The 26,256-nt window shown below is 65.2% G+C and carries 28 protein-coding genes; 18 read left to right on the top strand and 10 right to left on the bottom strand.

Going from position 1 to position 26,256, the window contains the following annotated elements; translation table 11 throughout:
• Positions 1 to 36: 36 nt before the first annotated feature.
• From ACI3K3_RS01360 to ribA, 7 genes are all read left to right on the top strand, one after another.
• A complete protein-coding gene (locus ACI3K3_RS01360; RefSeq protein WP_404911581.1) occupies positions 37 to 2,184 on the top strand; it encodes a M13 family metallopeptidase in 2,148 nt (715 codons plus the stop codon).
• 183 nt (positions 2,185 to 2,367) lie between these two features.
• Positions 2,368 to 3,180, top strand: a complete 813-nt coding sequence (locus ACI3K3_RS01365) for an undecaprenyl-diphosphate phosphatase (protein ID WP_404911582.1) — start codon at positions 2,368 to 2,370, stop codon at positions 3,178 to 3,180.
• A 15-nt stretch (positions 3,181 to 3,195) separates the two neighbouring features.
• Positions 3,196 to 4,014: a polyphosphate kinase 2 gene (ppk2, locus tag ACI3K3_RS01370; RefSeq protein WP_404911583.1), complete on the top strand. Its 819-nt coding sequence runs from the start codon at positions 3,196 to 3,198 to the stop codon at positions 4,012 to 4,014.
• A gap of 144 nt (positions 4,015 to 4,158) precedes the next feature.
• Positions 4,159 to 4,326 (top strand): 50S ribosomal protein L33, encoded by a 168-nt coding sequence (gene rpmG, locus ACI3K3_RS01375; RefSeq protein ID WP_039391223.1) that lies wholly within the window; start codon positions 4,159 to 4,161, stop codon positions 4,324 to 4,326.
• A gap of 64 nt (positions 4,327 to 4,390) precedes the next feature.
• Positions 4,391 to 5,047, top strand: coding sequence for a LolA family protein (locus tag ACI3K3_RS01380; protein ID WP_404911584.1), 657 nt, complete (start codon positions 4,391 to 4,393; stop codon positions 5,045 to 5,047).
• Between the two features lie 486 nt (positions 5,048 to 5,533).
• Positions 5,534 to 6,322, top strand: coding sequence for an exodeoxyribonuclease III (xth, locus tag ACI3K3_RS01385; protein ID WP_404911585.1), 789 nt, complete (start codon positions 5,534 to 5,536; stop codon positions 6,320 to 6,322).
• Between the two features lie 32 nt (positions 6,323 to 6,354).
• Positions 6,355 to 7,413, top strand: a complete 1,059-nt coding sequence (ribA, locus tag ACI3K3_RS01390) for a GTP cyclohydrolase II (RefSeq protein ID WP_404911586.1) — start codon at positions 6,355 to 6,357, stop codon at positions 7,411 to 7,413.
• Between the two features lie 195 nt (positions 7,414 to 7,608).
• Here ribA and ACI3K3_RS01395 read toward each other — a convergent pair whose 3' ends face one another.
• The 5 genes from ACI3K3_RS01395 to ACI3K3_RS01415 form a co-directional block, all read right to left on the bottom strand.
• Entirely contained in the window at positions 7,609 to 8,565 is a 957-nt protein-coding gene (locus ACI3K3_RS01395) for a right-handed parallel beta-helix repeat-containing protein (protein ID WP_404911587.1), read from the bottom strand.
• Positions 8,566 to 8,654: 89 nt separating this feature from the next.
• Positions 8,655 to 9,194 (bottom strand): hypothetical protein, encoded by a 540-nt coding sequence (locus ACI3K3_RS01400; RefSeq protein ID WP_404911588.1) that lies wholly within the window; start codon positions 9,192 to 9,194, stop codon positions 8,655 to 8,657.
• A complete protein-coding gene (locus ACI3K3_RS01405; RefSeq protein ID WP_404911589.1) occupies positions 9,191 to 9,436 on the bottom strand; it encodes a toxin-antitoxin system HicB family antitoxin in 246 nt (81 codons plus the stop codon). Before ACI3K3_RS01405 ends, ACI3K3_RS01400 begins: the two co-directional genes overlap by 4 nt.
• A 13-nt stretch (positions 9,437 to 9,449) precedes the next feature.
• Positions 9,450 to 10,361 (bottom strand): SPFH domain-containing protein, encoded by a 912-nt coding sequence (locus tag ACI3K3_RS01410; protein ID WP_404911590.1) that lies wholly within the window; start codon positions 10,359 to 10,361, stop codon positions 9,450 to 9,452.
• 226 nt (positions 10,362 to 10,587) lie between these two features.
• Positions 10,588 to 10,806, bottom strand: coding sequence for a hypothetical protein (locus tag ACI3K3_RS01415; RefSeq protein ID WP_404911591.1), 219 nt, complete (start codon positions 10,804 to 10,806; stop codon positions 10,588 to 10,590).
• A gap of 114 nt (positions 10,807 to 10,920) precedes the next feature.
• On the opposite strand from ACI3K3_RS01415, the gene ACI3K3_RS01420 reads away from it, so the two are divergent.
• The 4 genes from ACI3K3_RS01420 (at position 10,921) to ACI3K3_RS01435 (ending at position 13,271) form a co-directional block, all read left to right on the top strand.
• The gene (locus ACI3K3_RS01420; RefSeq protein ID WP_404911592.1) at positions 10,921 to 11,892 is read left to right on the top strand and encodes a TerC family protein; all 972 of its coding nucleotides are present in this window, start codon (positions 10,921 to 10,923) and stop codon (positions 11,890 to 11,892) included.
• 198 nt (positions 11,893 to 12,090) lie between these two features.
• Positions 12,091 to 12,639, top strand: coding sequence for a pseudouridine synthase (locus tag ACI3K3_RS01425; RefSeq protein ID WP_404911593.1), 549 nt, complete (start codon positions 12,091 to 12,093; stop codon positions 12,637 to 12,639).
• A gap of 177 nt (positions 12,640 to 12,816) precedes the next feature.
• Complete coding sequence (gene infA / locus ACI3K3_RS01430; RefSeq protein ID WP_313439707.1) at positions 12,817 to 13,086, top strand: translation initiation factor IF-1; 270 nt, start codon at positions 12,817 to 12,819, stop codon at positions 13,084 to 13,086.
• Between the two features lie 35 nt (positions 13,087 to 13,121).
• Positions 13,122 to 13,271 carry a hypothetical protein gene (locus tag ACI3K3_RS01435; RefSeq protein ID WP_404911594.1) on the top strand — a complete coding sequence of 50 codons (150 nt, stop codon included), beginning with the start codon at positions 13,122 to 13,124 and terminating at the stop codon, positions 13,269 to 13,271.
• A 127-nt stretch (positions 13,272 to 13,398) separates the two neighbouring features.
• Here the strand turns inward: ACI3K3_RS01435 and ACI3K3_RS01440 are convergent, their stop codons facing one another.
• The 5 genes from ACI3K3_RS01440 to ACI3K3_RS01460 form a co-directional block, all read right to left on the bottom strand.
• On the bottom strand, positions 13,399 to 13,605 hold the full coding sequence (locus ACI3K3_RS01440; RefSeq protein WP_313439713.1) for a cold-shock protein: 207 nt from the start codon (positions 13,603 to 13,605) through the stop codon (positions 13,399 to 13,401).
• A gap of 388 nt (positions 13,606 to 13,993) precedes the next feature.
• A complete protein-coding gene (gene nadA, locus ACI3K3_RS01445; protein ID WP_404911595.1) occupies positions 13,994 to 14,980 on the bottom strand; it encodes a quinolinate synthase NadA in 987 nt (328 codons plus the stop codon).
• Positions 14,981 to 15,252: 272 nt separating this feature from the next.
• Entirely contained in the window at positions 15,253 to 16,140 is an 888-nt protein-coding gene (locus ACI3K3_RS01450; protein WP_404911596.1) for an MBL fold metallo-hydrolase, read from the bottom strand.
• A gap of 197 nt (positions 16,141 to 16,337) precedes the next feature.
• Positions 16,338 to 16,790, bottom strand: a complete 453-nt coding sequence (locus ACI3K3_RS01455) for a DUF1465 family protein (protein ID WP_404911597.1) — start codon at positions 16,788 to 16,790, stop codon at positions 16,338 to 16,340.
• Positions 16,791 to 17,045: 255 nt separating this feature from the next.
• Complete coding sequence (locus ACI3K3_RS01460; protein ID WP_404911598.1) at positions 17,046 to 17,243, bottom strand: YdcH family protein; 198 nt, start codon at positions 17,241 to 17,243, stop codon at positions 17,046 to 17,048.
• 224 nt (positions 17,244 to 17,467) lie between these two features.
• On the opposite strand from ACI3K3_RS01460, the gene ACI3K3_RS01465 reads away from it, so the two are divergent.
• From ACI3K3_RS01465 to ACI3K3_RS01495, 7 genes are all read left to right on the top strand, one after another.
• A complete protein-coding gene (locus ACI3K3_RS01465; RefSeq protein ID WP_086490165.1) occupies positions 17,468 to 17,623 on the top strand; it encodes a YdcH family protein in 156 nt (51 codons plus the stop codon).
• A 220-nt stretch (positions 17,624 to 17,843) separates the two neighbouring features.
• Positions 17,844 to 20,120, top strand: a complete 2,277-nt coding sequence (ptsP, locus tag ACI3K3_RS01470) for a phosphoenolpyruvate--protein phosphotransferase (RefSeq protein ID WP_404911599.1) — start codon at positions 17,844 to 17,846, stop codon at positions 20,118 to 20,120.
• A 273-nt stretch (positions 20,121 to 20,393) separates the two neighbouring features.
• The gene (locus ACI3K3_RS01475) at positions 20,394 to 21,251 is read left to right on the top strand and encodes a helix-turn-helix domain-containing protein (RefSeq protein ID WP_404911600.1); all 858 of its coding nucleotides are present in this window, start codon (positions 20,394 to 20,396) and stop codon (positions 21,249 to 21,251) included.
• 144 nt (positions 21,252 to 21,395) lie between these two features.
• The gene (locus ACI3K3_RS01480) at positions 21,396 to 22,343 is read left to right on the top strand and encodes a tetratricopeptide repeat protein (RefSeq protein WP_404911601.1); all 948 of its coding nucleotides are present in this window, start codon (positions 21,396 to 21,398) and stop codon (positions 22,341 to 22,343) included.
• Positions 22,344 to 22,350: 7 nt separating this feature from the next.
• A complete protein-coding gene (gene tilS, locus ACI3K3_RS01485) occupies positions 22,351 to 23,319 on the top strand; it encodes a tRNA lysidine(34) synthetase TilS (RefSeq protein ID WP_404911602.1) in 969 nt (322 codons plus the stop codon).
• Between the two features lie 50 nt (positions 23,320 to 23,369).
• Positions 23,370 to 25,013, top strand: a complete 1,644-nt coding sequence (locus tag ACI3K3_RS01490) for an NAD(P)/FAD-dependent oxidoreductase (RefSeq protein WP_404911603.1) — start codon at positions 23,370 to 23,372, stop codon at positions 25,011 to 25,013.
• A gap of 5 nt (positions 25,014 to 25,018) precedes the next feature.
• Positions 25,019 to 26,185: an NAD(P)/FAD-dependent oxidoreductase gene (locus ACI3K3_RS01495; protein ID WP_404911787.1), complete on the top strand. Its 1,167-nt coding sequence runs from the start codon at positions 25,019 to 25,021 to the stop codon at positions 26,183 to 26,185.
• Positions 26,186 to 26,256 lie beyond the last annotated feature (71 nt).

Genomic DNA, 26,256 nt, shown 5'->3' on the forward strand with positions numbered 1-26,256 from the left:
ACCGTTCGTGTCATGCAAATCAGAAAGGGTGGGACCATGACCCGCATTCTCGGCCGGGTGCTCGCTTCGACGGCGCTCGCTACCGCACTCAGCTTCTCCGCCGTTCCGGCCAGCGCCCAGGCGCCTGCCGGATCGGACCCTATGCAGGTCGATCCGGCCAAAATGGACTGGGGCAAGTCCGGCATCCAGACCCAGTGGCAGGATAAGGCCGCCAAGCCCGGCGCGGACTTCGACAAGTTCGTGAACGGCAAGTGGGAAGCCGCCGTCGTGCTTCCGGCCGACCGCACCAACTGGGGCTCGTTCACCGCGCTGCGCGATCTTTCAGAGCAGCGCGTCCACACCATCATGGACCAGCTGATCGCGTCCAAGCCGGTCGCCGGCTCCGACGCCGCGCGCGTCGAGGCGGCCTATGCAGCCTTCATGGACGTGGATGCCATCAACAAGGCCGGTCTCGCCCCCGCGCAGCCCTATCTGGCGCGCATCTCCGCGGCGAAGACGCCCGCAGACCTTATGAAGATCTTCGCGGCACCCGGCTTCGCCTCGCCGCTCGGCGCTTATGTGGGCCCCGACGACAAGCAGAGCGACATCAACGCCCTGCAAGTGGGCATCGGCAGCCTCGGCCTGCCCGACCGCGACTATTACCTGAAGAACGACCAGCGCTCGCAGGACATCCGCGCCAAGTACGTCGACTATCTGACGTTCGTGCTCGGCAAGGCGGGTTATGCCGATGCGCCCACCGCCGCCAAGTCGGTGCTGGCGCTGGAAACGCGCATTGCCCAGGCCGACTGGGACCGTGCCGCCAGCCGCGATCCGGACCTCACCTACAACAAGCTGACTCTGGCCGAGTTCGAAGCGCTTGGCGCACCGGGCCTGATGCGCGGTTTCGTGGACGCGCTGGGCGCGGGCAAGGCGGGCTACGTGCTGGTGGGTGAGATGCCGCCGACGGCCGAGGAACTCAAGGCCGCCCGCATCGATCCGGCCAAGGCGCAGACGCTGTTCGGCGGCGGCGTGCCCGCCGTGGCGAAGCTGGTTTCGGACGTGCCCGTCGCCACCTGGCAGGCCTGGCTCGCCGCGCATTTCCTGCGCAGCAATGCCGCTGTCCTGCCCAGCGACATCGATGACGCCACTTTCGCGTTCTACGGCAAGGTCATGAGCGGCCAGCCCGAGCAGCGCGCCCGCTGGAAGCGCGGCGTCGCGGCGGTAGAAGGCATGGCCGGTGAACTGGTCGGCAAGATCTACGCCGAGAAGTACTATCCGCCCGAAGCCAAGGCGGCGATGACGGACCTCGTCTCCAACTTGCGCAAGGCCATGGCGGTCAACCTCAAGGACCTGGCCTGGATGGGCCCGGAAACCCGCAAGGAAGCCAAGGCCAAGCTTGACGCCTTCACGCCGAAGATCGGCGCGCCGGACACGTACAAGACCTATCAGGGCCTGACGTTCTCGGCCACCGACCCCCTCGGCAACGCGATCGCCGCCGGCGCCTGGGAGAACGACGACCAGATGAAGCGCATAGGCCAGCCGGTCGACAAGACCGAATGGTTCATGCTGCCCGAGACGGTCAACGCCTACTACAACCCGCCCTTCAACGAGATCGTGTTCCCGGCTGCCATCCTCCAGCCGCCGTTCTTCAACGTCTCGGCCGACCCGGCGGTCAACTATGGCGGCATCGGCGCCGTGATCGGCCACGAAATGGGCCACGGCTTCGACGACCAGGGCGCGAAGTCCGACGGCACCGGCAACTTGCGCGACTGGTGGAGCGCGGCCGACAAGGCCAACTTCCAGAAGCTCCAGGACCGTCTGGAAGCCCAGTACAACAGCTTCTGCCCGTTCGACGACGGCAAGACCTGCGTCAACGGCAAGCTGACCATGGGCGAGAACATCGGCGATCTCGGCGGCCTCAGCCTCGCCTACCGCGCCTACAAGCTTTCGCTGAACGGCAAGGAAGCCCCGGTGATCGACGGCCTGACCGGCGACCAGCGCTTCTTCATGGCCTGGGCGCAGGTATGGCGCAGCAAGTACCGCGAGGAATCGGTGCGCCAGCAGCTGATCACCGATCCGCACTCGCCCGCGCACTACCGCATCAACGGCATCGTCCGTAACTTCGACGAATGGTACAAGGCCTTCGACGTGAAGCCCGGCGATGCCCTTTACCTCCCGCCCGCCGAGCGCGTGCGCATCTGGTAAGGAAACTGTAAGAAAACAGGGCTCGGTCAGGCATGGACCGGGCCCTGAATTCTTTTGGCGAACTTCGCCGAGTGCTGCATTTGGTCCAAAACGCGCCAAACCGTATTTTCTGAACGACTATAGGTACTAGAGACCCGCGCGGCGGGTTGACTTGGCCGGTGTGTCCGGCATGACCTGCGGCCCATGAGCCTCACCCTTACCGCGATCCTCCTCGGCATTGTCGAGGGCCTCACCGAGTTCCTGCCCGTCTCCTCGACCGGCCACCTCATCCTTGCCACCCGCCTGTTCGGCTACGACGCGTCGCAGTGGGCGACGTTCAACATCGTCATCCAGCTCGGCGCGATCCTGGCCGTCATCGTCCAGTTCTGGCGCACCTTCTGGGCGGTCGGCATGGGGCTGCTCAAGCTCCACCCCGCCTCGATCCGGTTCGTGCGAAACGTGCTGCTGGCGTTCATCCCCTCGGCCGTGCTGGGCCTGCTGCTCAACAACTACATTGAGGGCCTGCTGGGCGAACCCGGCGTGGTCGCCTGGGCGCTGATCATCGGCGGTATCGCCATCCTCGGGATCGAGAAAGTGGCCAAGCCCGGTCCGCTGACCGGCGTTTCCGAGCTGCCTGCCACCAAGTGCATCGGCGTCGGCTTTGCGCAGTGCCTGGCGATGGTTCCGGGTGTCAGCCGTTCGGGCGCGACGATCATGGGCGCGCTGTCGATGGGCATCGAACGCCGGACGGCGGCAGAGTTCAGCTTCTTCCTTGCCGTGCCCACGATGATCGGCGCGACGACGCTGGAACTGCTCAAGCATCATGAGGAACTGATGGCGGGCACCGGCCCGGTGGGCTGGGGCGAGATCGGGATCGGCTTCGTCGTTTCCTTCGTGGTGGCGCTGGTCGTCATCAAGGCTTTCATGGCCTTCGTCAGTCGCTCGGGCTTTGCACCTTTCGCCTGGTATCGTATCGTTGCCGGCGCACTTGCACTTTTCCTGCTTTCGCGGGTCTGATCAGGGGTTTGAACCATGGCCGAGGATGACAAGAAGAAACTCGGCCAGAAACTGGGCCAGAAACTGGGGCGCAAGGACTACGAAAAGTCCCTTGAGCCGATGCAGGAGGAACTGGTGGGCATGGCCCGCTGGGCCGCTTCCACCGGTGCCCGAATCGTCGTCCTGTTCGAAGGCCGGGACACGGCGGGCAAGGGCGGGGCGATCAAGGCCGTGGGCGGCCAGCTCAATCCCCGCCAGTGCCGCACCGTTGCGCTGACCGCGCCCAGCGAGCGGGAACAGGGGCAGTGGTACTTCCAGCGCTACGTCGAACATCTGCCGACCCGCGGAGAGATCGTGCTGTTCGACCGCAGCTGGTACAACCGCGCGGGCGTCGAAAAGGTCATGGGCTTCGCCACCGGTTCGGAAGTGAAGCGCTTCCTCGAACAGGTTCCCGTGTTCGAGCGCATGCTCGTCGACGACGGCATCCTGCTGTTCAAGTACTGGCTCTCCTGCGACCAGGAAAAGCAGGAGGAACGCTTGCAGGAGCGACTCGAGGATCCGCTGAAGCGCTGGAAGCTCTCGCCGATCGATGTCGCCGCGCGCGAGAAGTACGAGGACTACACCAAGGCGCGCGAAGCCATGCTGAAGGCCACGCACAAGAAGCATGCGCCCTGGACCATCGTGGATTTCAACGATCAGCGAATCGGACGACTCACCTTGGTCCGCGATCTGCTGGACAGGCTTCCCGATACCAAGGTGGAGCCGCAGACGATCAAGATGCCGAAACTGAACCACGCCCCCTACAACGAGAAATTCGGCGTTCTGGAGCCGATTGAGCCTTACGAGACGGACTGAATCGCGCCCCTTACGCTTGACTTTGGCCTGTCACTATCGCATGGGCCGCAACCTTGAGGGGCGGCGCTCGATTGCCGCCCTGAAATTTTTCAACGGAACGCCGGCCGGCCAGGGCGGCTGAAACGAGAGATACAGGAAACCGCCATGGCGAAGCCCGCAACCGTCAAGATCCGTCTTGTCTCGACCGCCGACACCGGCTTTTTCTACGTCACGAAGAAGAACCCGCGCAACACGACCGAGAAGATGAACTTCCGCAAGTACGATCCCGTCGTGCGTAAGCACGTCGAGTTCAAGGAAGCCAAGATCAAGTAAGGGTTTCCTTCGGGAACCTTGCGATTAAGGGGCGGTTCAAGCCTGCAAACCCAGTGGGAGCACCATGAACCGCACTTTCAAGATCATTCGCTCTTGCGCTAGCGCGGCCGCTTTGGCCGCGCTTTGCGTTCCTGCCCTTCTTCCGGCAACGCCTGCGTTGGCCGCGCCTTCGGGCGATTCGGCGCAACTGAACCAGGCTGTCGAGGCGCTGCGCGCAATCTCGACGATGAAGGCCGATTTCGTCCAGACGGACCGAAACGGGCAGAGCCTGACCGGTCAGCTGACGCTGATGCGCCCCGGCAAGATCCGCTTCCAGTACGAGAAGAGCGCCCAGTTGCTGATCGTCAGCGACGGCAAGGCGCTGACCATGATCGACTACTCGGTGAAGCAGGTGCAGCGCTGGCCGATCGGCAATACGCCCCTGGGACCGATCATCGACCCCCGGCGCGACATGACCAAATACGGCACGGTCAAGCCGAGCGGCAATCCCAACGTCGTCAGCATCGAGGTGCGCGACCGTTCGCACCCCGAATACGGCGTGATCACCCTCATCTTCACCCGCAACGCGTCCGCGCCGGGCGGGCTGGAGCTGAGCTATTGGGTCGCGCTCGATTCGCAGAACAAGCGCACCACGATCTCGCTGTCGAATCAGCGCTACGGCGTTCCGGTTTCCGATAACGACTTCCGCTGGGTCGATCCGCGCCCCCGCACGCGCCGTTAACAGACGCGATGGCCTCGTCGACGGGATGCAACGTCCTGTCGCGAGATGCCCGCTGGCTGCGACGGAATGCTACACTTTTCTGAATCTCGTTCACTTGGCAGCAAGCCAACAGCGCCTAGATTGAATTTGTCAGAGCGGTTCGAGGCGGGTTTCCCCCCTGTTGCCCACGCCTCCGCAAAGACCCTCTGATTTAGCGTGACGAACGCTTACATGAACCCTCGGTCCTCTGCCCCCGGACCGAGGGTTTTTGTTTTTTGGGTCTGTGGTTCGGCCCATGCCGGGCTGCGAACGCTACCGCTCTGCGCTTCCGGTGCTCACGGCCAGAAGGCCGCTGCGCTCCGGTTCTCGATCGGCAGCATTCTCGCTCCGACCTGGACCAAACCACAGACCCAAAAAGGCGGGTTCCTTCCCAAGGAGGAGCGGAGCACGGGCAGTTTTCATCGCCGCCTCTGGCAATTGCGGGATCGGATGCCTATTGGCTGCGGCATGAAGATTGCCACCTGGAACATCAATTCGGTCCGCCTTCGCATCGATCAGGTCGAGCGCTTCCTGACCGAGCAGTCGCCTGACGTTCTCTGCCTTCAGGAAATCAAGGTCGCGGAGCATCTCTTCCCGCATGAGATGTTCGAACGACTCGGATATACCCACCGCGCAATCCATGGGCAGAAGGGCTATCACGGCGTCGCCACCGTCAGCCGCGTGCCCTTCACCGAGTTCAGCCGCTACGACTGGCAGGACAACGGCGAGGCGCGCCATGTGGGCGTGGAGCTGCAAGGCGCCGGGCAGGGCATGATCCTGGAGAACGTCTACATCCCGGCCGGCGGCGACATCGCCGACCGGGAGGTGAACCTGAAGTTCGGCCAGAAGCTCGATTTCCTCGAACGCATGACGCGCTGGGCGGATAAGGTGGATCGGCCGACACTGATCGTCGGGGACTTCAACATCGCCCCCCTCGAATCGGACGTCTACAACCACAAGGCGCTGCTCAAGGTGGTCAGCCACACGCCGATCGAGGTGGAGACGCTGGGCCGCTTCCGCGACGCGCACGGCTGGGTCGATCTCGGCCGCGAGTTCATCCCGGCGCCCGAGCGCAGTTATTCCTGGTGGTCCTACCGCAGCTACTGGCGCCAGAAGGACCAGGGCCGCCGCCTCGACCATATGTGGGCCTCGCCCGACCTCGCGAAGCAGGCGCGTGCGCACCGATTCGTGGAGGAAACGCGCCGCTGGGAACAGCCGAGCGACCACGTTCCGCTGATCACGGAGTTCGATCTCTGAACGGCAATCCGCCTGCCGCCGGTCCCACGGGTTTGGCCAGTGCCGGGCCTCGCCGGGTCGCGCTGGCGCTCGATGCGCTGCGCCATGGCTGGGCCGTGCGCGTGGGCGAGGGGCCGGTTCTGCTCCCGGCCGAGACCGGATTCGCGCCGGGCGCCACGGCGCCGCGCATGTTGATCTCGGCGGCGCGGGCCGTAACGCTCAAGCTGGCCAACCAGCGCGAAGCCGCCATTCCCGAGGCCCCCGTGCTGATCCGTGCGGCCGAAGCCTTCGACCTGGAAACCGCGCGGGCAGTTGCCGATCCGGCGCTGGACCTCGCGCACCCGATGAAGGGGCCGTTCGCCGCCGAACACATCGACGACCTGGAACAGGCGCGAACCGCCATGGAACTTGCGCGGCTCGCCGGCATCCTACCCGCCTTCCTGGTCGCGCCGGAGATCGAAGGGGAGGCGCAATCCGTCTCGCCGGACGATCTGGCGGCATGGAAGGACACCGCGCGCCTTGTGATCGCCTCGCGCGCGCGTCTGCCGGTGGAGGCCTGCGAGGAGGCGGAGATCGTCGCCTTCCGCTCGCTCGACGACTTGCGCGAGCATGTCGCGCTGGTGATCGGCACGCAGGACGGGGACCGGGCGCCACTGGTCCGGCTTCATTCGGAATGCCTGACCGGCGACATCCTCGGCAGCCTGAAGTGCGACTGCGGGCCGCAGCTCGACGCGGCGCTGCGGGCCATGGCGCAGGAAGCCGGGCAGGGTGGCTGGGGCGTGCTGCTCTACCTCCGGCAGGAAGGGCGCGGCATCGGCCTGGTCAACAAGCTGCGCGCCTATAGCCTCCAGGACCTCGGTTACGACACGGTGGACGCCAACAACCGTCTCGGCCTGCCCACCGAAGCGCGCGATTTCCCGGTGGCGGCACGGATGCTGGACCTGCTTGGCGTGTCGTCGATCCGGCTGATGACCAACAACCCGGCCAAGGTCGCCGCGCTGGAAGGCGTGGGCGTGGACGTGGTGGAGCGGGTGCCGCACCAGCTACCGCCGAACCCGCACAATGCCCGCTACCTCGACACCAAGCGGGACCGGACCGGGCATATCCTCTGACCAGGCTCCGGCTTGGGGTTGAGGGTAAATCTAAGACCGGCGTCATCCTGAACTTGTTTCAGGATCCATCTCGCCACCGAAGCGGTGGTTTGTTGGGAAGCATGGATCCTGAAACAAGTTCAGGATGACGGGTGAATGGCCAGAAGGTCGTTCACGAAACGGCGCTTTTGGGACCGCAGCGTGAGTACGCTTCCTTCAGCGCTTCTCGAACCCGGCAATCCCTGCACCGAGCGCATTCTGGCCCAGCTTCAGCGGTTCGCCCGACCAGTCCGCCACGAAGGCGCTGCGGCGGTCGACGCCGGGGGCGAAGCGCGCATTGTTGCCTTCCACCGCCAGTCCCGCCGAAGGGTGGCTGCGGTGCTCGGCGGCGACGGCGACGAATGCGGAGTAGTTCTCCTTGTCGCGTCCCTGCACGAACCAGTTGCCGGCGATGGTCCCCGTGGCGCCTTCCGGCAGGTCCACCATGTAGTTGGTGCCGCGACCTGCGGTATCGTCGAAGCTGGAATCGGTCAGTTCGATCCGTGCCGCGCGGCTTTTCACATAGTGGCCGCCGGTACCCGCTTCGAAACGGCTGCGGGTGATCGCCAGCAGGCCGTAGTTGCCGATATAGACCGAATGCGCGCAGCCCGGCCCCTCGCAGGTGCCGAGGCGGGTGAAGGTGGACTTGTCGATCCGGATCGCCCCTTGCGCATCGTCGCCGCTGAGCACGCCCTGTTCGCTGTCGCGGAACCAGGCCTGCGAAACGGAAAGATTGCCGTGCTCCAGCCGGACTCCGGCGCCGTTCTTGTCCGGCACCCGGATGTTGGCGAAGACCAGCCCTTCGATCCGGGCGTTGCGCCCGCGCAGCACCAGCGCGGCCTTGTCCTCGCAGGCCTTGCCGTCGAGCACGGATTGGCCGGGGACCGTAGCCTGGTAGGTAACGTCGCCCTGGCCCTGTACGGCGCAATCGGCGAAGCGCAGCGAGGCGAAGCGGATCGTTCCGCGTCCGTCGCCGATGGCATCCACCGCATCCTGCAAGCGCGTGAAGCTCCGCCCGGTCTCAGCGACCGTGTAGGGCGCGGCATCGCCGCTCTGGCCCAGCGAACTGGCGGTGGGCACGGCAGCCAGCAAGGGCAGGCCGAGAGCGAAAGCGAGTCGGGTCGGACGGTTCATGGACCCGGTCTAGCGCCTGCATGCGGGCGCGGTGACACGCGTTTCGCCCTGTCCCGCGCCGGGACAGGGCTGCGGGGTCCACTGCGGTCCTATGAATCGACCGTCTCGCTGCGACTGACGATCCACAGCGCCATCCCCGCGCACCAGATCAGCACGATCAACGAAAAGGCGATGCCGATAACTGCCGCATGCTCGGGCAGGCGCAGGAGCAGCCATGCGAGGCACAGGCTCATCGGCAGGAGCGGAAGCGTCCAGGCGGCAAGTGCAAACCACCCGGCTCGGCTGCACGGCTGGCAATTGATCTTCCAGCCGCGCCGCGTGCAGAGGAACAGGGTATCCTCGCTGGACGGGCTGGGGGCTGCGTCTGCCTCGGATCGGACGGGCGCGGACTTGCGCCGCGTGCGCTTCCCGGCAACGACCAGGAAGATCGCGGTAAGGGGAAGAAGCAGCCCGAAGGCGAAGGGGCGGCTTCCCGCCCAACCGGCATGTTCGATCAATTTTATGCCCGCCAGCGCTGTGAGATAGGCCGCCAGCAGCAGCCAGCCCTGCCAAGTGATGGGCATGCCGATCCCGAAACCCAGGCGGCGACGGGCGAACCAGGCGCCGTCCTTGAGTGCTTCGTGCATCATGTCCCGTCCTCCTGACCTTCTCCGTCACTTTCGCCAAGACTTTCCGGAGCGATCGGCGGCCGTCCGCGACGCGCCGGGGCGCTGACGTCCACTTTCATCCCGCGACGAACCAGCGCCTCGCGCAGCAGCACTTCCACCTGGGCATTGACCGAGCGGAAGTCGGCCGCGGCACAGCGCTCCAGCGCTTCGTGCAGCGCCGGGTCCAGCCGCAAGGCAAAGGCCTTCTTGCCGGGGTTCGCCATGCGCCGTGCCGCCTTACTGGTACAGGGTGCCGGTGTTCACGACCGGCTGGGTATCCCGCTCGCCGCAGAGCACGACCATCAGGTTCGAGACCATCGCCGCGCGGCGCTCGTCGTCGAGTTCGACCACGTTCTTTTCCGAAAGCTGCGCCAGCGCCATCTCCACCATCGAGACCGCACCTTCCACCAGCTTGCGGCGCGCGGCGATCACGGCTTCGGCCTGCTGGCGGCGCAGCATGGCGCCGGCGATCTCGGGTGCATAGGCAAGGTGGGTAAGGCCGCACTCGTCCACGGTGATGCCGGCCACGCGCAGGCGTTCGATCAGTTCGGTGCGCAGTTCGGCGTTCACCTGCTCGTGGCTGCCGCGCAGCGTGATTTCGGCATCCTCGACATCGTCATAGGCATAGCGCGAGCCGATCGAGCGCACGGCGGCTTCGATCTGCACGTTCACGAAGGCCTTGTAGTCGTCCACGTCGTAGAGCGCCTGGGCCGTGTCGGCGACGCGCCAGACGACATTGGTGGCGATCTCGATAGGATTGCCGCGCAAGTCGTTGACCTTGAGCTTTTCCGAAACGACGTTGTTGGCGCGCACGGAGATCTTGCGCTTGCCCATCCACGGCCAGACCCAGCGCAGGCCGGCGGCCCGGTCGGTGCCGCGATAGGAGCCGAACAGGGTGATCGCCGCCGCCTGGTTCGGCTGGATCATGTAGAATCCCGAGGCGATCAACACTTCGGCGGCAACGGCGGGGATGATGAAGGCGAACATCCCCAGCACCGCGCCGGCGCTGGAGCCGACGCTGCCCAGCGAGAGCACGGCCAGCATGATCGCCGCCAGGATGATCAGGAAAACCAGCAGCATGACGTAACCGCTGATGCTGGAAGCCGTGGCTTCGCGGCTGGAATTGATCGGAAGATGCGCGTCGGCCATCGGACAAGCCCCCTGTAAGTGCAGTATCGCGTAAAAGTGATATCATATTAATATCATAAGTGCACATTCCGTCAAGCGGGGTTGAAAATCGCCGGGCCGATGGCTATGTGCGTCTTGCGGGCCGGGCCCCTCTGGCGCGGCGTTTTCCTCGGAAGGCGCCTCGTGATGTCGGACCGCATCGGGTGAAACCGATGCAGGTTCCGGGGATTCAACCAGTCCCGATAGCTCAGGCAACAGGAACCTTGCTGAGGGTCATCCGATCGAACCACCATATGTTCGATAGGGATTTGAAATGACCGACCAGATGTTCCGCCTGCTTGAGCGGCACCAGAAACTCGATGTCCTGTTGCGCTTCGCGCAGGGCCGACGCTTTGCCGATCCCCTTGAGATTGCAAGGCTGAAGAGACTGAAACAGGAGTTCAGGGGCAGACTCGCGCGGTTGCATCCCCCCGCAGCCGTCGCAGGCAGTCTGTAACCCTCGCGCCGGCGCGTTCCCCCCCATTTTCGCGTCGGCGCTTCCTGTTTCATCGGGCTTTGGGCCCAATCGGGAGCTAACCCCTTGGATTTCCTGTTTTATGACCTGTTGGGTACACCGGCATGGTTCTGGCTGGCTTTTGCCGGCCTCGTCTTCGTTCTGACCGCCTTCGACCTCGGCTTCCTGCATAAGGAAGACCGGGAGATGGGCATTGCCGAATCGCTGAAGCTCTCGGTTTTCTACATCGCCATCGCCATGGCCTTCGGCACATGGGTCTGGTGGGCCAAGGGCTCCGAGGACGGCATCGCCTATTTCACCGGCTACTTCATCGAGAAGGCGCTATCGATCGACAACGTCTTCGTGATCTCGATGATCTTCGGCTTCTTCGCGATCGCGCCCAAGTACCAGTATCGCGCGCTGCTCTGGGGTATCATGGCGGTGATCGTGCTGCGCGGGCTGATGATCGCGGGCGGCGTGGCGCTGGTTTCGCAGGCGCACTGGGTGATGTATTTCTTCGCCGCGTTCCTCGTCTACACCGGCGTGAAGATGCTCTTCGCCAAGGAGCATGACCCCGATATCGGCAACAACCCCGTGATCCGCTGGATCTCGCGCCATATGCGGGTGACCAAGGCGCATCACGGCGAGCACTTCTTCGTGCGCGAGCACAATGCCGCCGGCAAGCTGGTTTGGGCCGCGACTCCGCTGTTTCTGGCGCTGGTGGTGATCAACCTGGCCGACCTTGTGTTCGCGGTGGACTCGGTGCCGGCGATCTTCTCGATCACGACCGACACCTTCATCGTCTATACCTCGAACATCATGGCGATCCTGGGCCTGCGCGCGCTCTATTTCGCGCTGGCGGCGATGGTGCATCGCTTCCACTACCTGAAGTATGCGCTGGCGCTGGTGCTGGTGTTCATCGGCGCGAAGATCCTGGTCGCGGACTTCGTGCTGGGCGGGGCGAAGTTCCCGCCGCTCATCAGCCTGGGCGTGACCCTGGCGCTGATCGCGGGCGGCGTTGGCTGGTCGCTTTGGAAGACGCGAGGGGAGCAGGCTTAATCCGGGCTCACGCCCGGGCAAAAATGGCCGTCCGGCCATTTTTGTGCGGCACCAGCCCACGCCCCCACCCGACCTCCCATCTAGGATACACTGAATGGGAGGTCGGGTGGGGGCGTGGGCCGGTGCCGCAAGCTCGTCACGGATGTGACGGGCGCACAAAACAAAGACTCGCGCCAGCCGCGCTGCTAGGACGACCCAATGGCGCGCCTCATCCTGTTCAACAAGCCCTATGACGTCCTCTCGCAGTTCACCGACGCGCGTTCGCCCACGCCGCGCGCGACGCTTTCGGATTTCGTCGACGTGCCCGGCGTCTACCCGGCGGGACGGCTCGATCGCGATAGCGAGGGGCTGCTGCTGCTGACCGACGACGGGCGGCTTCAGTCCCGGATTTCGGATCCGCGCTACAAGACGGCCAAGACCTATCTCGCGCAAGTGGAGGGGGAGCCTGACGAAGCCGCATTGGAGGCGCTGCGCAAGGGCGTGGTGCTCAACGATGGCCCGACCCGGCCCGCCTCCGCCCGCCGAATCGACGATCCGGAACTCTGGCCGCGCAATCCCCCGGTACGGTTCCGCAAGACCGTTGCGGACTGCTGGATCGAGCTGACCATTTCCGAGGGGCGTAACCGCCAGGTGCGCCGCATGACCGCCGCCATCGGCCACCCCACCCTGCGTCTCGTGCGCTGGCGCATAGGCGACTGGGCGCTCGGCGGTCTGGCTCCCGGCGAGTGGCGAGAAGTCGCCGTCTGATCGTCGGACTTGCATTTTTCGCGACACGAGCTATATGGAAACCGCTACGTCGCCTGCGACGGGAACTGACGGCTGCGCATAGCAGCCTTTTCATCCCCATTTCAGCTGCCTGGCCCTCAAGGCCGACGCGCCTTTCGCGTGGCTGCTTTGGGGCAACCCTTTTTCGGACTGGATGCTTTGGCCAAGGAAGAACTGCTGACCATGGAGGGTTTCATCGAAGAAATCCTTCCCGACGGACGTTTCGCTGTCGTGCTCGATAACGAGCACAAGATCATCGCCTACACCGCAGGCAAGATGCGCAAGTTCCGCATCCGCTCGGTGGTTGGCGATCGTGTGCACGTCGAAATGACGCCTTACGATCTGACCAAGGGTCGCATCGTGTTCCGTGAACGTACCCCCGGCCAGGTCGGCGGCCCGCCCAAGCGGCGCAGCAATTTTAGAAGATAAGAGGATGCGGCCAGTGTGCCGCGCTTAAGGAAAACATGCATTATCAAAGGTCGGACGCTTTCAAGCGCGTCCACACAGTATCTCAATCGCTCCCGCTCGCTTCCGCCGATTTCCGGCGCAACGTAGAGCCGGGCGCGCTTTCCAGGCAGGATCTGCGGCGCATCGTCGCCACGATGGTCGACTGACGAAATTCGGTCGACCGCCTGGCTAATCTAGAGATCATGAAAAACCCCCGCCGGCTCATGCCTGCGGGGGTTTTTCGTATCTGCCATGTGACGAAGGAGGCGAAGGTGGTTCGCCTCCTTCGCGAAATCAGGCGGACTTCAGGTTGACGGCCGAAGCCTTGCCGTTGCGGCCGACTTCGATCTCGTAGGAGAGGCGCTGTTCCTTTTCGAGCGTGTGCATGCCGGCGTTCTGGACGGCCGAAATGTGCACGAAGCTGTCCTGGCCGCCGTCTTCCGGAGCGATGAAGCCGTAACCCTTGTCGGTGTTGAAGAATTTCACGGTGCCGATCGGCATGTTTGTTTCCTTTCAAGAAACGAAATAAGGGTTCGGCGATATTACAGAACCCGGTCGTGCGTCAGTGCGTCAATTGAAAGGAAATCGTCCCAGCCTGTCCATGCGCCGGAAAATTTCCGGTGCGCGAACGAAGACTGGCGATGCCCGTCGCAAATTCGACATCAGCGGGTCAAGGCATAACACGCTATGTCACGAATACCTAACGGCAACGGGATGGACTTGATAAAGCGCGGTGTTCTGGGAGTTTTTGAAGAAGTTCGGCTCAATGCAATCGTTGCCAAACGCGCGACCCAAGCCACGGCGCGATATTTGCCGGGGGCAGGATCGGGGTCGGTGCTCGCACTCACCCCGATTCCGTCTATCGCGCCTGTCTTCGGCAGCTGTGCCTTCAGCGAGTTCCGAGATCGCCCTTGCCGACGGTGCCGCTGGCCATGTCGAGCATGCGATCCAGGCTCTTCTTCGCATCCAGGCGAAGCTGTTCGTCGATCTCGATGCGCGGTTCCAGGTCGCGCAGCGCAACGTAGAGCTTCTCCAGCGTGTTCAGCGCCATGTAGGGGCAGATGTTGCAGTTGCAGTTGCCGTCCGCACCGGGTGCGCCGATGAACGTCTTGTTCGGGATCGCCAACTGCATCTGATGGATGATGTGCGGCTCCGTGGCGACGATCAGCGTGTCGCCTTCCACGGTCTTGGCGTATTGCAGGATACCGCTGGTCGAACCCACATAATCGGCGTGATCGACGATATGCGGCGGGCATTCCGGGTGCGCGGCGATCGGCGCGGTGGGATGCTGGGCCTTCAGCTTGAGCAGTTCGGTCTCGCTGAAAGCCTCGTGAACGATGCAGACACCCGGCCAGAGCAGCATCTCGCGCCCGAACTTGCGGCTGAGGTAGCCTCCGAGATGACGGTCCGGACCGAAGATGATCTTCTGGTCGGCCGGAATCTGCTGGAGGATCGTCTCGGCGCTGGAACTGGTGACGATGATGTCGGACAGCGCCTTCACCTCGGTCGAGCAGTTGATGTAGGTGAGCGCGATATGGTCCGGATGCGCGGCGCGGAAAGCGGCGAATTTTTCGGGCGGGCAGGAATCTTCCAGGCTGCACCCGGCTTCGAGGTCGGGCAGCACCACGATCTTGTTCGGCGAAAGGATCTTCGCGGTTTCGGCCATGAATTTCACGCCGCAGAAGGCGATGACCTCGGCGTCGGTCTCGGCGGCCTTGCGGCTCAGTTCCAGGCTGTCGCCCACGAAATCCGCCAGATCCTGCAATTCGGGGCGCTGGTAGTAATGCGCGAGGATGACCGCGTTGCGTTCCTTGCGCAGCCGCTCGATTTCGGCGCGCACGTCGATACCGGAAAGGTCGGCGGGCATTACGGTCATGGTATCCCTCTGTCTGGTCGCGCCGGCATTGTGCCGATGTTTCGGCCTGCCGGGATTTGCGGCCTATCTAGGGATGCTTGTCGCAACACCCAAGGAAAATATGGCGCGGGTTGGAGGTCGTTTGGAAAATGCCCATGGGGCATTTTCAAGCGGCACCGGCCCACACCCCCACCCGACCTCCCACTCAGTGTATCCTGGATGGGAGGTCGGGTGGGGGTGTGGGCCGGTGCCGCAAGCCTTCGACGGATGTCGAAGGTGCACCCAACAAAGACTCAGTTATCGGGCGCGAGCAGCGACCACTCGTCGCCATGGTCCGTCACGAGGCGTCGTCTTTGCAGGTCGAGCAGGTGGGCCAGGACCGAGCGGCCGGCGGCGGGCCAGAGGCGCTGGTCCACGCTGCGGTACATCTGCGGCACCATCGCCGCGACGGTGCGATGGCCTGCCTCGATCTGTTTCAGGATCTGCCGTTCGCGCTGGCGGCGATGGCCGATCATCCCGCGCACCAGCTGGCGCGGTTTCTCGACCGCCGGGCCGTGGGCGGGAAAATAGACAGTGTCCTGCTCGCGCTCGTAGAGTTTCTGGAGGCTCGCGAGATAGTCGGTCATGTCGCCATCCGGCGGCGACACGACGCTGGTCGACCAGCCCATGACATGATCGCCGGTGAACACCGCGCCGGTTTCGCGCAGGGCAAAGCAGACATGGTTGGAGGTATGGCCGGGCGTGGCGACGGCCTCCAGGGTCCAGCCCGTTCCCGAGATCGCCTCGCCGTCCGTCAGCACGCGGTCGGGGCGGTAGTCGGGATCGAAGGCGGCATCGGCGCGGGGGCCGTCGTCTTCCAGCGTCAGCGCCGCGCAGCCGACGATCGGCGCGCCGGTAAGCACCTTCAGCGGCGCCGCGGCGGGGGAGTGATCGCGATGGGTATGGGTGCAGCAGATCGCCACGACCCGCGCCTCGCCCACGGCCTCCAGGATCGCCTCGACATGTTCGGGATCGGCCGGGCCGGGATCGATGACCGCGACCTCGTCTGCGTCGCCCACGACGTAGGTCTGGGTGCCGGTGAAAGTGAAGGGAGAGGGGTTGCGCGCCAGCACGCGGCGCACGAGCGGGGCGATCCGCTCGGCCTCGGCATAGGGCTTTTCGATGTCTTTCAGCGCGTCCATGCCGTCGATATGGTCATTCGCAGGAGGCGTGTCGAGCGCCTAGAGTCTGTTTGAAAAATGCCCGTAGAGGCATTTTCAGAGCAGCACCGGCCCCCAGAGGTTTTAGGCGCCCCCACCCTACCACCCAACGGTAGTATCCTGCGGGTGGTAGGGTGGGGGCGCGGGCCGGTGCCGCAAAACTCAAAGACTAGCGCTCCTTAACTCGCCAATCGCCGTTGCAGGCGTTCCCGCAGGCGCTCGATCGCGCTCGGCTGCGTTTCGCCGAACAGGCGCCAGCGGGCGTCCAGCCTCAACAGCCGGTCGTAGAAGCGCTGGGTCGATTCGACGAGATCGATGATCTCCGGTTGCAGGCTCGCAAGCTGCGCCGCTTCGGAATGGCGCAGATCCGGGGACAGCCGACCATTGCGGCGAAGCTGGAACTGATTCATCTCGCCGGCGAAATAGGCGCGATGATTGAGCAGCCAGGCGATCGCGTGCATCATCCGCGTCGTCGTGCGCAGGCCCTCGCTCGACAGCGCGATGCGGAGGGGGTCGTCATTGTCGAAGCCGCAGGGCTGCTCGAAGGCATGGCGCACCTCGTCGGCAAGCAGCAGCGCGTCGTGATAGAGCGTCTCGACGATGCGCGGATTTATGGTCGCGGAGTTCGGCATGCGCGCCCGGTATTTCCCATGACGGAGTCCGGAGCAACTGCCACAACGGCCATTTTCGAGGCAAATCCGGGCCTTGTCTCCAATCGGTACGTTTTTTTAGGTGCGCTCGTCACATCCGTGACGAGCTTGCGGCACCGGCCCACGCCCCCACCCGACCTCCCATCAGGATACACTAGTGGGAGGTCGGGTGGGGGCGTGGGCCGGTGCCGCTCAAAACGGGCGGACGCCCGTTTTGCCGGGCGTGAGCCCGACCAACTAAGCGATGATATCCGGAATCAGGAAGTCCTCGATCACCGCGATCTGGTCTTTCAGCTTCAGCTTACGTTTTTTCAGGCGCGCGACCTGGAGCTGGTCGCCGGCGCCGGGCAGGGCGAGCGCGTCGATCGCCGCGTCGAGATCGCGGTGCTCGATCTTGAGAATTTCCAGGCGCTTGCGCATTTCCTCTTCGGTCACGCCGGGATTTCCTATTCTCGAATGGCAGGCAGCGGATGCTGTTTTCACATGACCTGCTCGACGCAGGAGACACGCGATTCACCGATATGAAGCATTAGCGGTCTTCGCAAGATGCGCAGGATGTGGTTCCATCCGTTTTGCGCCGGATTGCCAATGCCGAGTCGCCAATGAGAGGTCGCAGGCACGGGTCCGGCCCACCCCCCGAACAAAGAGGAGAACCGTCCATGGATAGTTCGCACGTCAGCGCTCTGCAGCTCAAGCATGCCGGAATCGAAAGACAGATTCATGACGAAATGAGCCGCCCGATACCTGACGCAGCCATGATTCAGGCCCTCAAGAAGCGGAAGCTGAGGATCAAGGAAGAAATTTCCCGCCATTAAGCACTGAAGCGTTTCCCTTGGCGCCCCCGGTGCAGCTCCTCCCCCGGAGGAGGGCATCGGGGGCAGCCGGCATTTTCGCGGTGCTGGAATTTTTTGCGGTATTGCCGCTAACGGCCTTGCGGACCGGGCAAACCAGCCTTTGTCCATTAACACATCTTTTAACGCCTACTTTTGACGTCACCGCGTTTCCAAAGCCTTCGCTTTGGTCTACGCCGGTTTCATGACCAGCGGCGCCGTAGAAGCAGCACGAAACATCCTCACCCGCCTCCACGAGGTCATGGCGTCGCGAAATCACGCGCAGGCCAAGCTGAATACGGTAGTCGAAGTGATCGGCGAATGCCTCAACAGCGAGGTCTGCTCGATCTACCTGCTGCGCGAAGGCATGCTGGAACTGTTCGCCACGCGCGGACTGGCGCAGGAAGCCGTGCACGTCACGCGCATGGCGGTGGGCGAGGGCCTTGTCGGCACGATCGCCGACCGGATCGAGACGCTGAACCTGGCGGAAGCTGCCGCGCATCCCGATTTCTCCTATCGTCCGGAAACCGGAGAGGATCGCTACCACTCCTTCGCGGGCGTGCCGATCGTCCGCCGCGAGCGCGCCGCCGGCGTGCTCTGCGTGCAGCACGTCGAACCGCGCCGCTACGAGGAAGTGGAGATCGAGGCGCTCCAGACCGTGGCCATGGTCCTGTCCGAACTCATCACCAATGCCGACCTGGTCGACGAGGTGGACGTTCACGCCCTGGGCGCGGCGCAGACCGGGCCGGAGCAGCTGCGCGGGCTCACCCTCGTGAAGGGGCTGGCATCGGGGCAGGCGGTCTTCCACCAGCCGCGCGTCAATATCGAGCACGTTGTGGCCGAGGACACCGAGGCGGAGCGTCAGCGCGTGATCCATGCCTTCGACAAGATGCGCGAGCAGATCGACCGCATGGCCAGTCAGGCCGAATTCGGCATGGGCGGCGAGCATGACGAAGTGCTCGATACCTACCGCATGTTCGCCTACGACGAAGGCTGGACGCGGCGGATCAACGAAGCGATCGATTCCGGCCTTACCGCCGAAGCCGCGATCGAGCGCGTGCAGCAGCGCACCCGCATGCGCATGCGGCAGATCGACGATCCCCTGCTGGCGGACCGCATGCACGATCTGGAGGATCTGGCGAACCGCCTATTGCGGATCGTCTCCGGCCAGATCGGCACCGCCGCCTCGCTGGGTCTGCGCAACGACGCGATCCTGATCGCCCGCAACCTCGGGCCCGCCGAACTGCTGGAATACGACAAGCGCCGCCTGAAGGGCGTGATCCTGGAAGAAGGCTCGCTCACCAGCCATGTCGTCATCGTGGCGCGGGCCATGGGCATTCCGGTGCTCGGGCGCGTGCGCGGCCTGCGCGGGGTGGTGCGCGAAGGCGACCAGTTGCTGCTCGATGCCGATCAGGCGACTGCCACGGTTCGTCCCCCGGCGGGCGTGGTGGAGGCGTTCGAGGCGCGATTCGCGAAGAGCCGCCAGCGCCAGGCCGCTTATGCCGCCTTGCGCGAAGTGCAGCCGACGACGCGCGACGGTACGCGCATTCAGGTCATGATCAACGCCGGCCTGCGCGACGACATCGCCAATCTCAGCCTGACCGGCGCGGACGGCATCGGCCTGTTCCGCACGGAATTCCAGTTCCTGGTCTCCGCCACGCTGCCTTCGCGCGAGCGGCAGACGCGCCTCTACCGCGAAGTCATGGATGCCGCCGGAGACAAGCCGGTGAAGTTCCGCACCGTGGACATCGGCGGCGACAAGACCCTTCCGTACCTCCGTCACGACGATGGCGAGGGTGAGGAAAATCCGGCGATGGGCTGGCGGGCGCTGCGCGTGGCGCTCGAACGCGAAGGCCTGCTCAAGGTCCAGGCGCGGGCCCTGCTGGAAGCGGCGGGCGGACGCACCCTTCACGTCATGTTCCCGCTGGTGGCCGAACCTTGGGAATTCGACCAGGCCAAGGCCGTCTTCGACAAACAGCTCGCGTTTCTGCGCAGCCAGCGGAAACTGCTTCCCGAAGCGATCCACTACGGGATCATGCTTGAGGTGCCGGCGCTGGCCGAGCAGCTCGACCTGCTGGCGCCGAAGATCTCGTTCCTGTCGATCGGCACCAACGATCTCACGCAATTCCTGTTCGCGGCGGATCGCGCCAATCCCAAGCTGGCGGAGCGCTACGACTGGGTAAGCCCCGCGATCCTGCGCTTCCTGCGCCGGGTCGTCCGCAGCGTGGACGGACACAATGTAGAGATCGCCGTCTGCGGCGAAATGGGCGGCCGCAGGCTGGAAGCCCTGGCGCTGCTCGGCCTGGGCATCCGGCGCCTGTCGATCACGCCGGCCTCGGTCGGTCCCACCAAGGATCTGGTGAGCAAGGTCGATCTCGGAGAGATCGGCGCGGCCATGGAGCAGTGGCTTGCCCATCCGCCCGAAGACATGCGTGCGGCACTGACCGCATGGGCTCTGGAGCGCGACATTGCGGTGGATTGAGGCGGCGATACGGGGTCGTCCGTAGTCGCCACAAGACATCTTCAGGATTTCCACCGATTCACGTCATGTGCGAGAATTGACATAAAGCAGACTTGCGGGGATGTTAGCGGCCGTGCACGGGGTCGCATCCGCCGCAAATTGATCGAGTTATCCGTTGTATCGTGATCGACTTTGGATTCTCGCGCGGTTCGGTGGGTTCCCGTCAGGTTCTTAAGTCACCATCCCTTCGGGAGCGGAATGGAAAACGTTGAAAATCAGGGGCCGTCCCAAGGTTTGGCCGATTTCGCGAATGGACGTTCGTCCACGGTCGGCGCGACCTTGCGCCAGGCGCGCGAAGCCGCCGGGTTGAGCATTGCGCAAATCGCGGTCCAGACCCGGATTGCCGAGCGCCATCTCTCCGCGATCGAGGAAGACCGGCTGGGTGATCTGGCCGCGCGCACTTATGCCGTGGGCTTTTCACGCACTTATGCCCGCGCGCTGGGGCTGGACGACAAGGCCGTGGCCGAACAGGTCCGCCGCCAGCTCGATGCCGAAGGCGCCCGCGAACCGGTGGTGGTGCCGCATTTCGAGCCCGGCGATCCGGCCCGTGTGCCGTCCCTGCGCCTCGCCTGGGTTGCCGCCGCAGGCGCGGTCGTCGTGATCGCGCTGCTGCTGGTGTTCTGGAGCAGCTATCTCTCGCCCGAAGGCCAGTTGCCCGATCTCACCTCGGACGCGCCCAAGCCGGCCGCCACGGTTGCCGCAAAGCCAACGGCCGCGCCCGCGCCGCAGCCCACCAACGGCCCGGTCGTGCTCACCGCCACGGTGGACGGCGTATGGCTGCGGGTCACGGACACTAGCGGAAAGCTGGTCGAAAAGACGCTCAAGCAGGGTGAAAGCTGGACCGTGCCGCAAGGCGCACAGGCGCCGCAGCTTCGCCTCGGCCGTCCCGACGGTCTGGCGATCACGGTGGGCGGCAAGGCGATTGCGCCGCTTGCCACCAAGCCTACGGTGATGTCCGGCGTCTCGCTGCTGCCGGCCGACCTTCTGGCGCGGGGTCAATCCACCGCGCCCGTTTCGGCCCCGGCTCCCGCCGCGACGGTTCCGACCGCAGGCGCTTCGGCGCCGGCCGCGCTTTCCACCACTTCCAACTGAGCGCGCCTCGACAAGAGGGCATTTCTTGCGGCAATTGCCGTGGCTAGGCATTTTCTGGTTAACGAGCGGTTCCGTTTCTCCTGTCCATGGCGTCGCGGAACCCCACAGGGCGCGTGGGGCGCCCGGCACGGAGTAGACTTGGCGATGAAGCGTTTCTCGATGGATCTGCGCAGGATGCGCCTCGCCGGGACCAGCGTCGCGGCCTGCGCGCTGGTGGGCGTATTGGTGGTTGGCAGCGGCCCCGCCCAGGCACAGGATGCCAATTCCCGCCTCAACAAGGTGGAAGCCGAAGTCCGCGCGCTGCAGCGCAAGGTCTTTCCGGGCGGGGACGGCAAGTTCTTCGAACCGCAGATAACGCCTGCTACGCCCACGCCGACCCCGCTGCCTGGCACGCCGGCATCGACGCCGATCACCGATGTGCTGGTGCGCATCGATTCGGTGGAATCGCAGCTGCGCCAGCTTACCTCGCAGGTCGAGCAGAACACCAACCGGATCAACCAGCTCGAAGCGCGTCTTGCGGCAAGCGCGCCGGTTGCGGCGGCGCCGGGTGCCCTGGCGCCGGCTCCCTCGACGTCTGCTCCTGTGGTGTCGGCACCGGCCCCCAGCACACCGACTCCCTCCGCTTCCACGCCGCCGCGTGCCGCAGCGCCCTCGAACTCGCGGATCGATGCGGTTCGCGCCATCGTCAAGCCGCAGAGCGCCGATGCGGGCGACGATGAATACAGCTACGGGTATCGCCTCTGGGAAGCCAAGTTCTATCCCGAGGCCCAGCAGCAGCTGAAGCTCTACCTGGAAAAGTATCCCAAGCACGCCCGGTCGAGCTGGGGTCGCAACCTGCTGGGCCGCGCCTATCTGGATGATGGCAATGCGCTGGAAGCGGCCAAGTGGTTCGTCCAGAACTACCAGACCGACAAGCGCGGCGACCGTGCGCCCGACAGCCTGCTCTACCTTGCGGTCTCCATGAAGCAGCTGAAGGACAGCAAGCGCGCCTGCATCGCCCTTGCCGAATTCAGCGAGACTTACGCCAGCGAGGCCGCCGGTCGTCTGAAGGGCACTTACGATACCACGCGCAATGGGCTCAGCTGCGCCTGATCCCGCAATGACGCCCGCGCCCGAGGCCGTCGAACGGTTCAGGGCCGGGCTGTCGTCCGTCTGGCCCGAAGGCGTCGAAGCGCCCGAAGCTCGCCTTGCCGTGGCGGTTTCCGGCGGTCCGGACAGCACCGCCCTGCTGCTTTTGGCGCATGCCGCGCTGCCGGGCCGGGTGGAGGCGGCCACCGTGGATCACCGGCTTCGGCCCGAAAGCGCCGGGGAGGCGGCGGGAGTCGCCGCGCTCTGCGCCGCTCTCGGCCTGCCGCACGCGACGCTGGCGGTGGAGGTGGCTCCCGGAAACGTCCAGGCGGAAGCGCGGGCCGCGCGCTATGCCGCCATGGCCGAGTGGATCGAGAGGCGCGGGCTGGCCGCGCTGGCGACCGCCCATCATGCCGACGATCAGGCCGAAACCCTGCTGATGCGGCTCAACCGCGCCAGCGGCGTCGCGGGGCTGGCCGGTGCGCGCGGGCGCGGGGTGGTGCCGGGAACGGCGATACCGCTGCTGCGGCCGGTGCTGGACTGGCGCCGCGCCGAACTCGGGCAGGTCGTGGCGGGCGTGGATACCGTGCAGGATCCCAGCAACGCCAATGACCGCTTCGACCGGGTGCGCATCCGCAAGGCGCTGGCCTCGGCGGAGTGGCTCGATGTCGCGGCCATCGCCCGCAGCGCCGAGCATCTGGCCGAAGCCGATGCCGCGCTGGACTGGATGGCGGCGCTGGAATGGCGCTCCTGCGTGAGCCGCGAGCCGATGGGCCTGCGCTATCGCCCTCAGGCGCCGCGCGCCGTGGTGCTGCGGGTGCTCACGCGCTGCATCACCGAACTCGGCGGCGAGGAGCCGCGCGGCAGCGCCGTCGCGCGCCTGCTGGAGAGCCTGCGCGAAGGTCGCCCCGCATCGATCGGAGACCTGGTGGTGCGGCCCAACGCAGGCGGATGGAGCTTCGCACGGGCGCCGTTGCGGGCGGTTCGCAAGAGATCCTAGCATGCTCAAAGCCGTGGCGTCCCGGCGCGAACGGGTATAAGGGCGCGCGGATGTTACGTCTGTCCGATCTCGCCCTGCCGCTCGACCATGCGCCCGAGGATCTCGACGCCGCCGTCTGCGCGCGGCTGGGGATCGCGCCGGCTGAACTGGAGCGCGTCACCGTGGTCCGCCGGGGCAACGACGCGCGGCGCAAGAACGCGATCAAGCTGGTCTATACGCTCGACGTCCTGGTGAAGGACGAGGCGCAAGTGCTGGCGGCGCATCATGGCGACCAGCATCTGCGCCCGACGCCGGACACGTCTTACAAGTTCGTCACCCACGCGCCGGAGGGTTTCGAGGGGCCGCGTCCGGTGGTCATCGGCGCCGGTCCCTGCGGATTGCTGGCAGCGCTGGTCCTGGCGCAGATGGGCTTCCGGCCGATCATCGTCGAACGCGGCAAAGCCGTGCGCGAGCGGACCAAGGACACCTTCGGGCTCTGGCGGCGGTCGGTGCTGGACACCGAGAGCAACGTGCAGTTTGGGGAGGGCGGCGCGGGCACGTTCTCGGACGGCAAGCTCTACAGCCGCATCAAGGACAGCCGCCATCTCGGCCGCAAGGTCTTGACCGAGTTCGTCAAGGCCGGCGCGCCCGATGACATCCTTACCGAAGCGCACCCGCATATCGGCACCTTCCGCCTGGTGACGATGGTGATGTCCATGCGCGAGACGATCGAGCAGCTCGGCGGCGAGTATCGCTTTGGCACCCGCGTCGACGATTTCGAGGTGGAGGAAAGCGAAGGCGAGCGCCGGATCACCGGGCTGCACCTTTCGAACGGCGAATTCCTGCCCGCCAGCCATGTCATCATGGCGGTGGGCCACTCCGCGCGCGATACCTTCGAGGCGCTGCACGATCGCGGCGTCTACATCGAGGCCAAACCCTTCGCGATCGGCGTGCGCATCGAGCATCCGCAGAGCTGGATCGACACGGCCCGATACGGCGACAATGCGGGCAACAAGATTCTCGGCGCAGCGGCCTATTCGATCGCGCACAAGGCTTCGAACGGACGCACCGTCTACAGCTTCTGCATGTGTCCGGGCGGGCGCGTGGTGGCGGCAGCGAGCGAGCCGGGCCGGGTGGTCACCAACGGCATGAGCCAGTATTCGCGCGCCGAATTCAATGCCAACTCCGGCCTCGTGGTCGATATCGACCCGGAGACCGACTACCCCGGCGATCCACTGGCGGGCGTGGCCTTCCAGCGCAAGTTCGAGGAACTGGCCTTCAAGGCCGGGGGCGAGAACTACAAGGCACCGGGCCAGAAGCTGGGCGATTTCCTGGCCGACCGGCCCTCTACCGAGTTCGGCGTGGTGACGCCGAGCTACCAGCCGGGCGTCCACCTGACCGAGCTGAAGCAATGCCTGCCCGATTTCGTGGTGGACGCGATCCGCGAGGCGCTTCCGGTGTTCGGACGGCAGGTGCCGGGCTACGACCATCCCGACGTGGTGATGACCGGGGTGGAGACGCGCACGTCCTCGCCCGTGCGGATCACGCGCGGCAAGGATCTGCAAAGCCTCAACACGCGCGGCCTCTATCCGGCGGGCGAGGGGGCGGGCTATGCCGGCGGCATCCTTTCGGCAGCGGTTGACGGGATCCGCGTGGCGGAAGCGCTGGCGCTGGAACTGGCTCCGGCAGAGCCCAAGGCTGTTGCGGGCGCGTGAGCGACATGTACGACGCCATCGTGCTCGGCGCGGGTGCCGCCGGGCTGTTCTGCGCGGCCACCGCCGGACAGCAGGGCAAGCGCGTGCTGCTGATCGATCATGCCGAACAGCCGGGCAAGAAGATCCTGATTTCCGGCGGCGGGCGCTGCAACTTCACCAATATCCACACCGCGCCCGATCGATATCTGTCGAGCAACGGGCATTTCGCCAAGTCCGCGCTGAGCCGCTACACCCCCGCCGATTTCCTGGAGATGGTGGAGGCCTACGGCATCGCCTGGCACGAGAAGACGCTGGGACAGCTGTTCTGCGACGGTTCCGCAAAGCAGATCGTCGCGATGCTGCTGGAGGAATGCGCCAGGGGCGGGGTCGAGGTGCACTGCGGCGATGCCCTGGGCGAGATCGGGCATGGCGACGGCCTCTACCGCGTTGCCTTCGGCGGCCGGACGGCCACGGCGCCGGCGCTGGTGATCGCCACGGGCGGTCCGTCCATTCCGAAGATGGGCGCGACCGGGCTTGCCTATGACCTTGCCCGCCAGTTCGGCCTCAAGGTGGTGCAGCCGCGTCCCGCGCTGGTGCCGCTGACTCTGCCGGGCGAGGAGGCGCTGTTCCGCGACCTCTCGGGCGTTTCCACCGAGGTCGTGGCCAGATGCGGCAAGGCGGCGTTTCGCGAGGCGGCGCTGTTCACCCATCGCGGATTGTCCGGACCAGCGATCCTCCAGATATCCAGCTACTGGAAGCGCGGCGATACGGTCACCACGCAGTTCCTGCCCGATCGCGCCGAAGGCTGGCTGAGGGAGGCCAAACGCGATCGCCCGCGCAGCTCCTTGCGCAAGGTACTGGGCGAGGGCCTGCCCGAGCGGCTGGCCGAGGTGCTGTGCGACAAGCTGGGGCTCTCCGGCGAACTGGGCGCTCTCACCGACAAGGCGCTTGCCGCTGCGGAGGCGAAGCTGGCGCGCTGGCCTTTCGTTCCTGACGGGTCGGAGGGCTTCGCCAAGGCCGAAGTGACGGCGGGCGGCATCGATACCGCCGGGCTTTCGTCGAAGACGATGGAGGCGCGCAAGGTGCCGGGCCTCTACGTCATCGGCGAGGCGGCGGACGTGACCGGCTGGCTGGGCGGCTACAATTTCCAATGGGCCTGGGCGAGCGCGCGGGCCGCCGGACTGGCGATCTGACGCAGGTTTCGCGTGGGTCTTCCGGCCGACGTTTTGCGCTCTTTCTCCCATAGCACATCGTCATCCTGAAC

The organism is Novosphingobium sp. ZW T3_23, from assembly GCF_044987305.1.
Classification (GTDB): Bacteria; Pseudomonadota; Alphaproteobacteria; order Sphingomonadales; family Sphingomonadaceae; genus Novosphingobium.

Excerpts from the sequence above, each read along its gene's own strand:
- ACI3K3_RS01360 (WP_404911581.1), top strand. The coding sequence starts at position 37 with ATGACCCGCATTCTCGGCCGGGTGCTCGCTTCGACGGCGCTCGCTACC.
- ACI3K3_RS01365 (WP_404911582.1), top strand. The coding sequence starts at position 2,368 with ATGAGCCTCACCCTTACCGCGATCCTCCTCGGCATTGTCGAGGGCCTC.
- ppk2 (WP_404911583.1), top strand. The coding sequence starts at position 3,196 with ATGGCCGAGGATGACAAGAAGAAACTCGGCCAGAAACTGGGCCAGAAA.
- rpmG (WP_039391223.1), top strand. The coding sequence starts at position 4,159 with ATGGCGAAGCCCGCAACCGTCAAGATCCGTCTTGTCTCGACCGCCGAC.
- ACI3K3_RS01380 (WP_404911584.1), top strand. The coding sequence starts at position 4,391 with ATGAACCGCACTTTCAAGATCATTCGCTCTTGCGCTAGCGCGGCCGCT.
- xth (WP_404911585.1), top strand. The coding sequence starts at position 5,534 with ATGAAGATTGCCACCTGGAACATCAATTCGGTCCGCCTTCGCATCGAT.
- ACI3K3_RS01395 (WP_404911587.1), bottom strand. The coding sequence starts at position 8,565 with ATGAACCGTCCGACCCGACTCGCTTTCGCTCTCGGCCTGCCCTTGCTG.
- ACI3K3_RS01400 (WP_404911588.1), bottom strand. The coding sequence starts at position 9,194 with ATGATGCACGAAGCACTCAAGGACGGCGCCTGGTTCGCCCGTCGCCGC.
- ACI3K3_RS01405 (WP_404911589.1), bottom strand. The coding sequence starts at position 9,436 with ATGGCGAACCCCGGCAAGAAGGCCTTTGCCTTGCGGCTGGACCCGGCG.
- ACI3K3_RS01410 (WP_404911590.1), bottom strand. The coding sequence starts at position 10,361 with ATGGCCGACGCGCATCTTCCGATCAATTCCAGCCGCGAAGCCACGGCT.
- ACI3K3_RS01415 (WP_404911591.1), bottom strand. The coding sequence starts at position 10,806 with ATGCAACCGCGCGAGTCTGCCCCTGAACTCCTGTTTCAGTCTCTTCAG.
- ACI3K3_RS01425 (WP_404911593.1), top strand. The coding sequence starts at position 12,091 with ATGGCGCGCCTCATCCTGTTCAACAAGCCCTATGACGTCCTCTCGCAG.
- ACI3K3_RS01435 (WP_404911594.1), top strand. The coding sequence starts at position 13,122 with ATGCATTATCAAAGGTCGGACGCTTTCAAGCGCGTCCACACAGTATCT.
- ACI3K3_RS01440 (WP_313439713.1), bottom strand. The coding sequence starts at position 13,605 with ATGCCGATCGGCACCGTGAAATTCTTCAACACCGACAAGGGTTACGGC.
- nadA (WP_404911595.1), bottom strand. The coding sequence starts at position 14,980 with ATGACCGTAATGCCCGCCGACCTTTCCGGTATCGACGTGCGCGCCGAA.
- ACI3K3_RS01450 (WP_404911596.1), bottom strand. The coding sequence starts at position 16,140 with ATGGACGCGCTGAAAGACATCGAAAAGCCCTATGCCGAGGCCGAGCGG.
- ACI3K3_RS01455 (WP_404911597.1), bottom strand. The coding sequence starts at position 16,790 with ATGCCGAACTCCGCGACCATAAATCCGCGCATCGTCGAGACGCTCTAT.
- ACI3K3_RS01465 (WP_086490165.1), top strand. The coding sequence starts at position 17,468 with ATGGATAGTTCGCACGTCAGCGCTCTGCAGCTCAAGCATGCCGGAATC.
- ptsP (WP_404911599.1), top strand. The coding sequence starts at position 17,844 with ATGACCAGCGGCGCCGTAGAAGCAGCACGAAACATCCTCACCCGCCTC.
- ACI3K3_RS01480 (WP_404911601.1), top strand. The coding sequence starts at position 21,396 with ATGAAGCGTTTCTCGATGGATCTGCGCAGGATGCGCCTCGCCGGGACC.
- tilS (WP_404911602.1), top strand. The coding sequence starts at position 22,351 with ATGACGCCCGCGCCCGAGGCCGTCGAACGGTTCAGGGCCGGGCTGTCG.
- ACI3K3_RS01490 (WP_404911603.1), top strand. The coding sequence starts at position 23,370 with ATGTTACGTCTGTCCGATCTCGCCCTGCCGCTCGACCATGCGCCCGAG.
- ACI3K3_RS01495 (WP_404911787.1), top strand. The coding sequence starts at position 25,019 with ATGTACGACGCCATCGTGCTCGGCGCGGGTGCCGCCGGGCTGTTCTGC.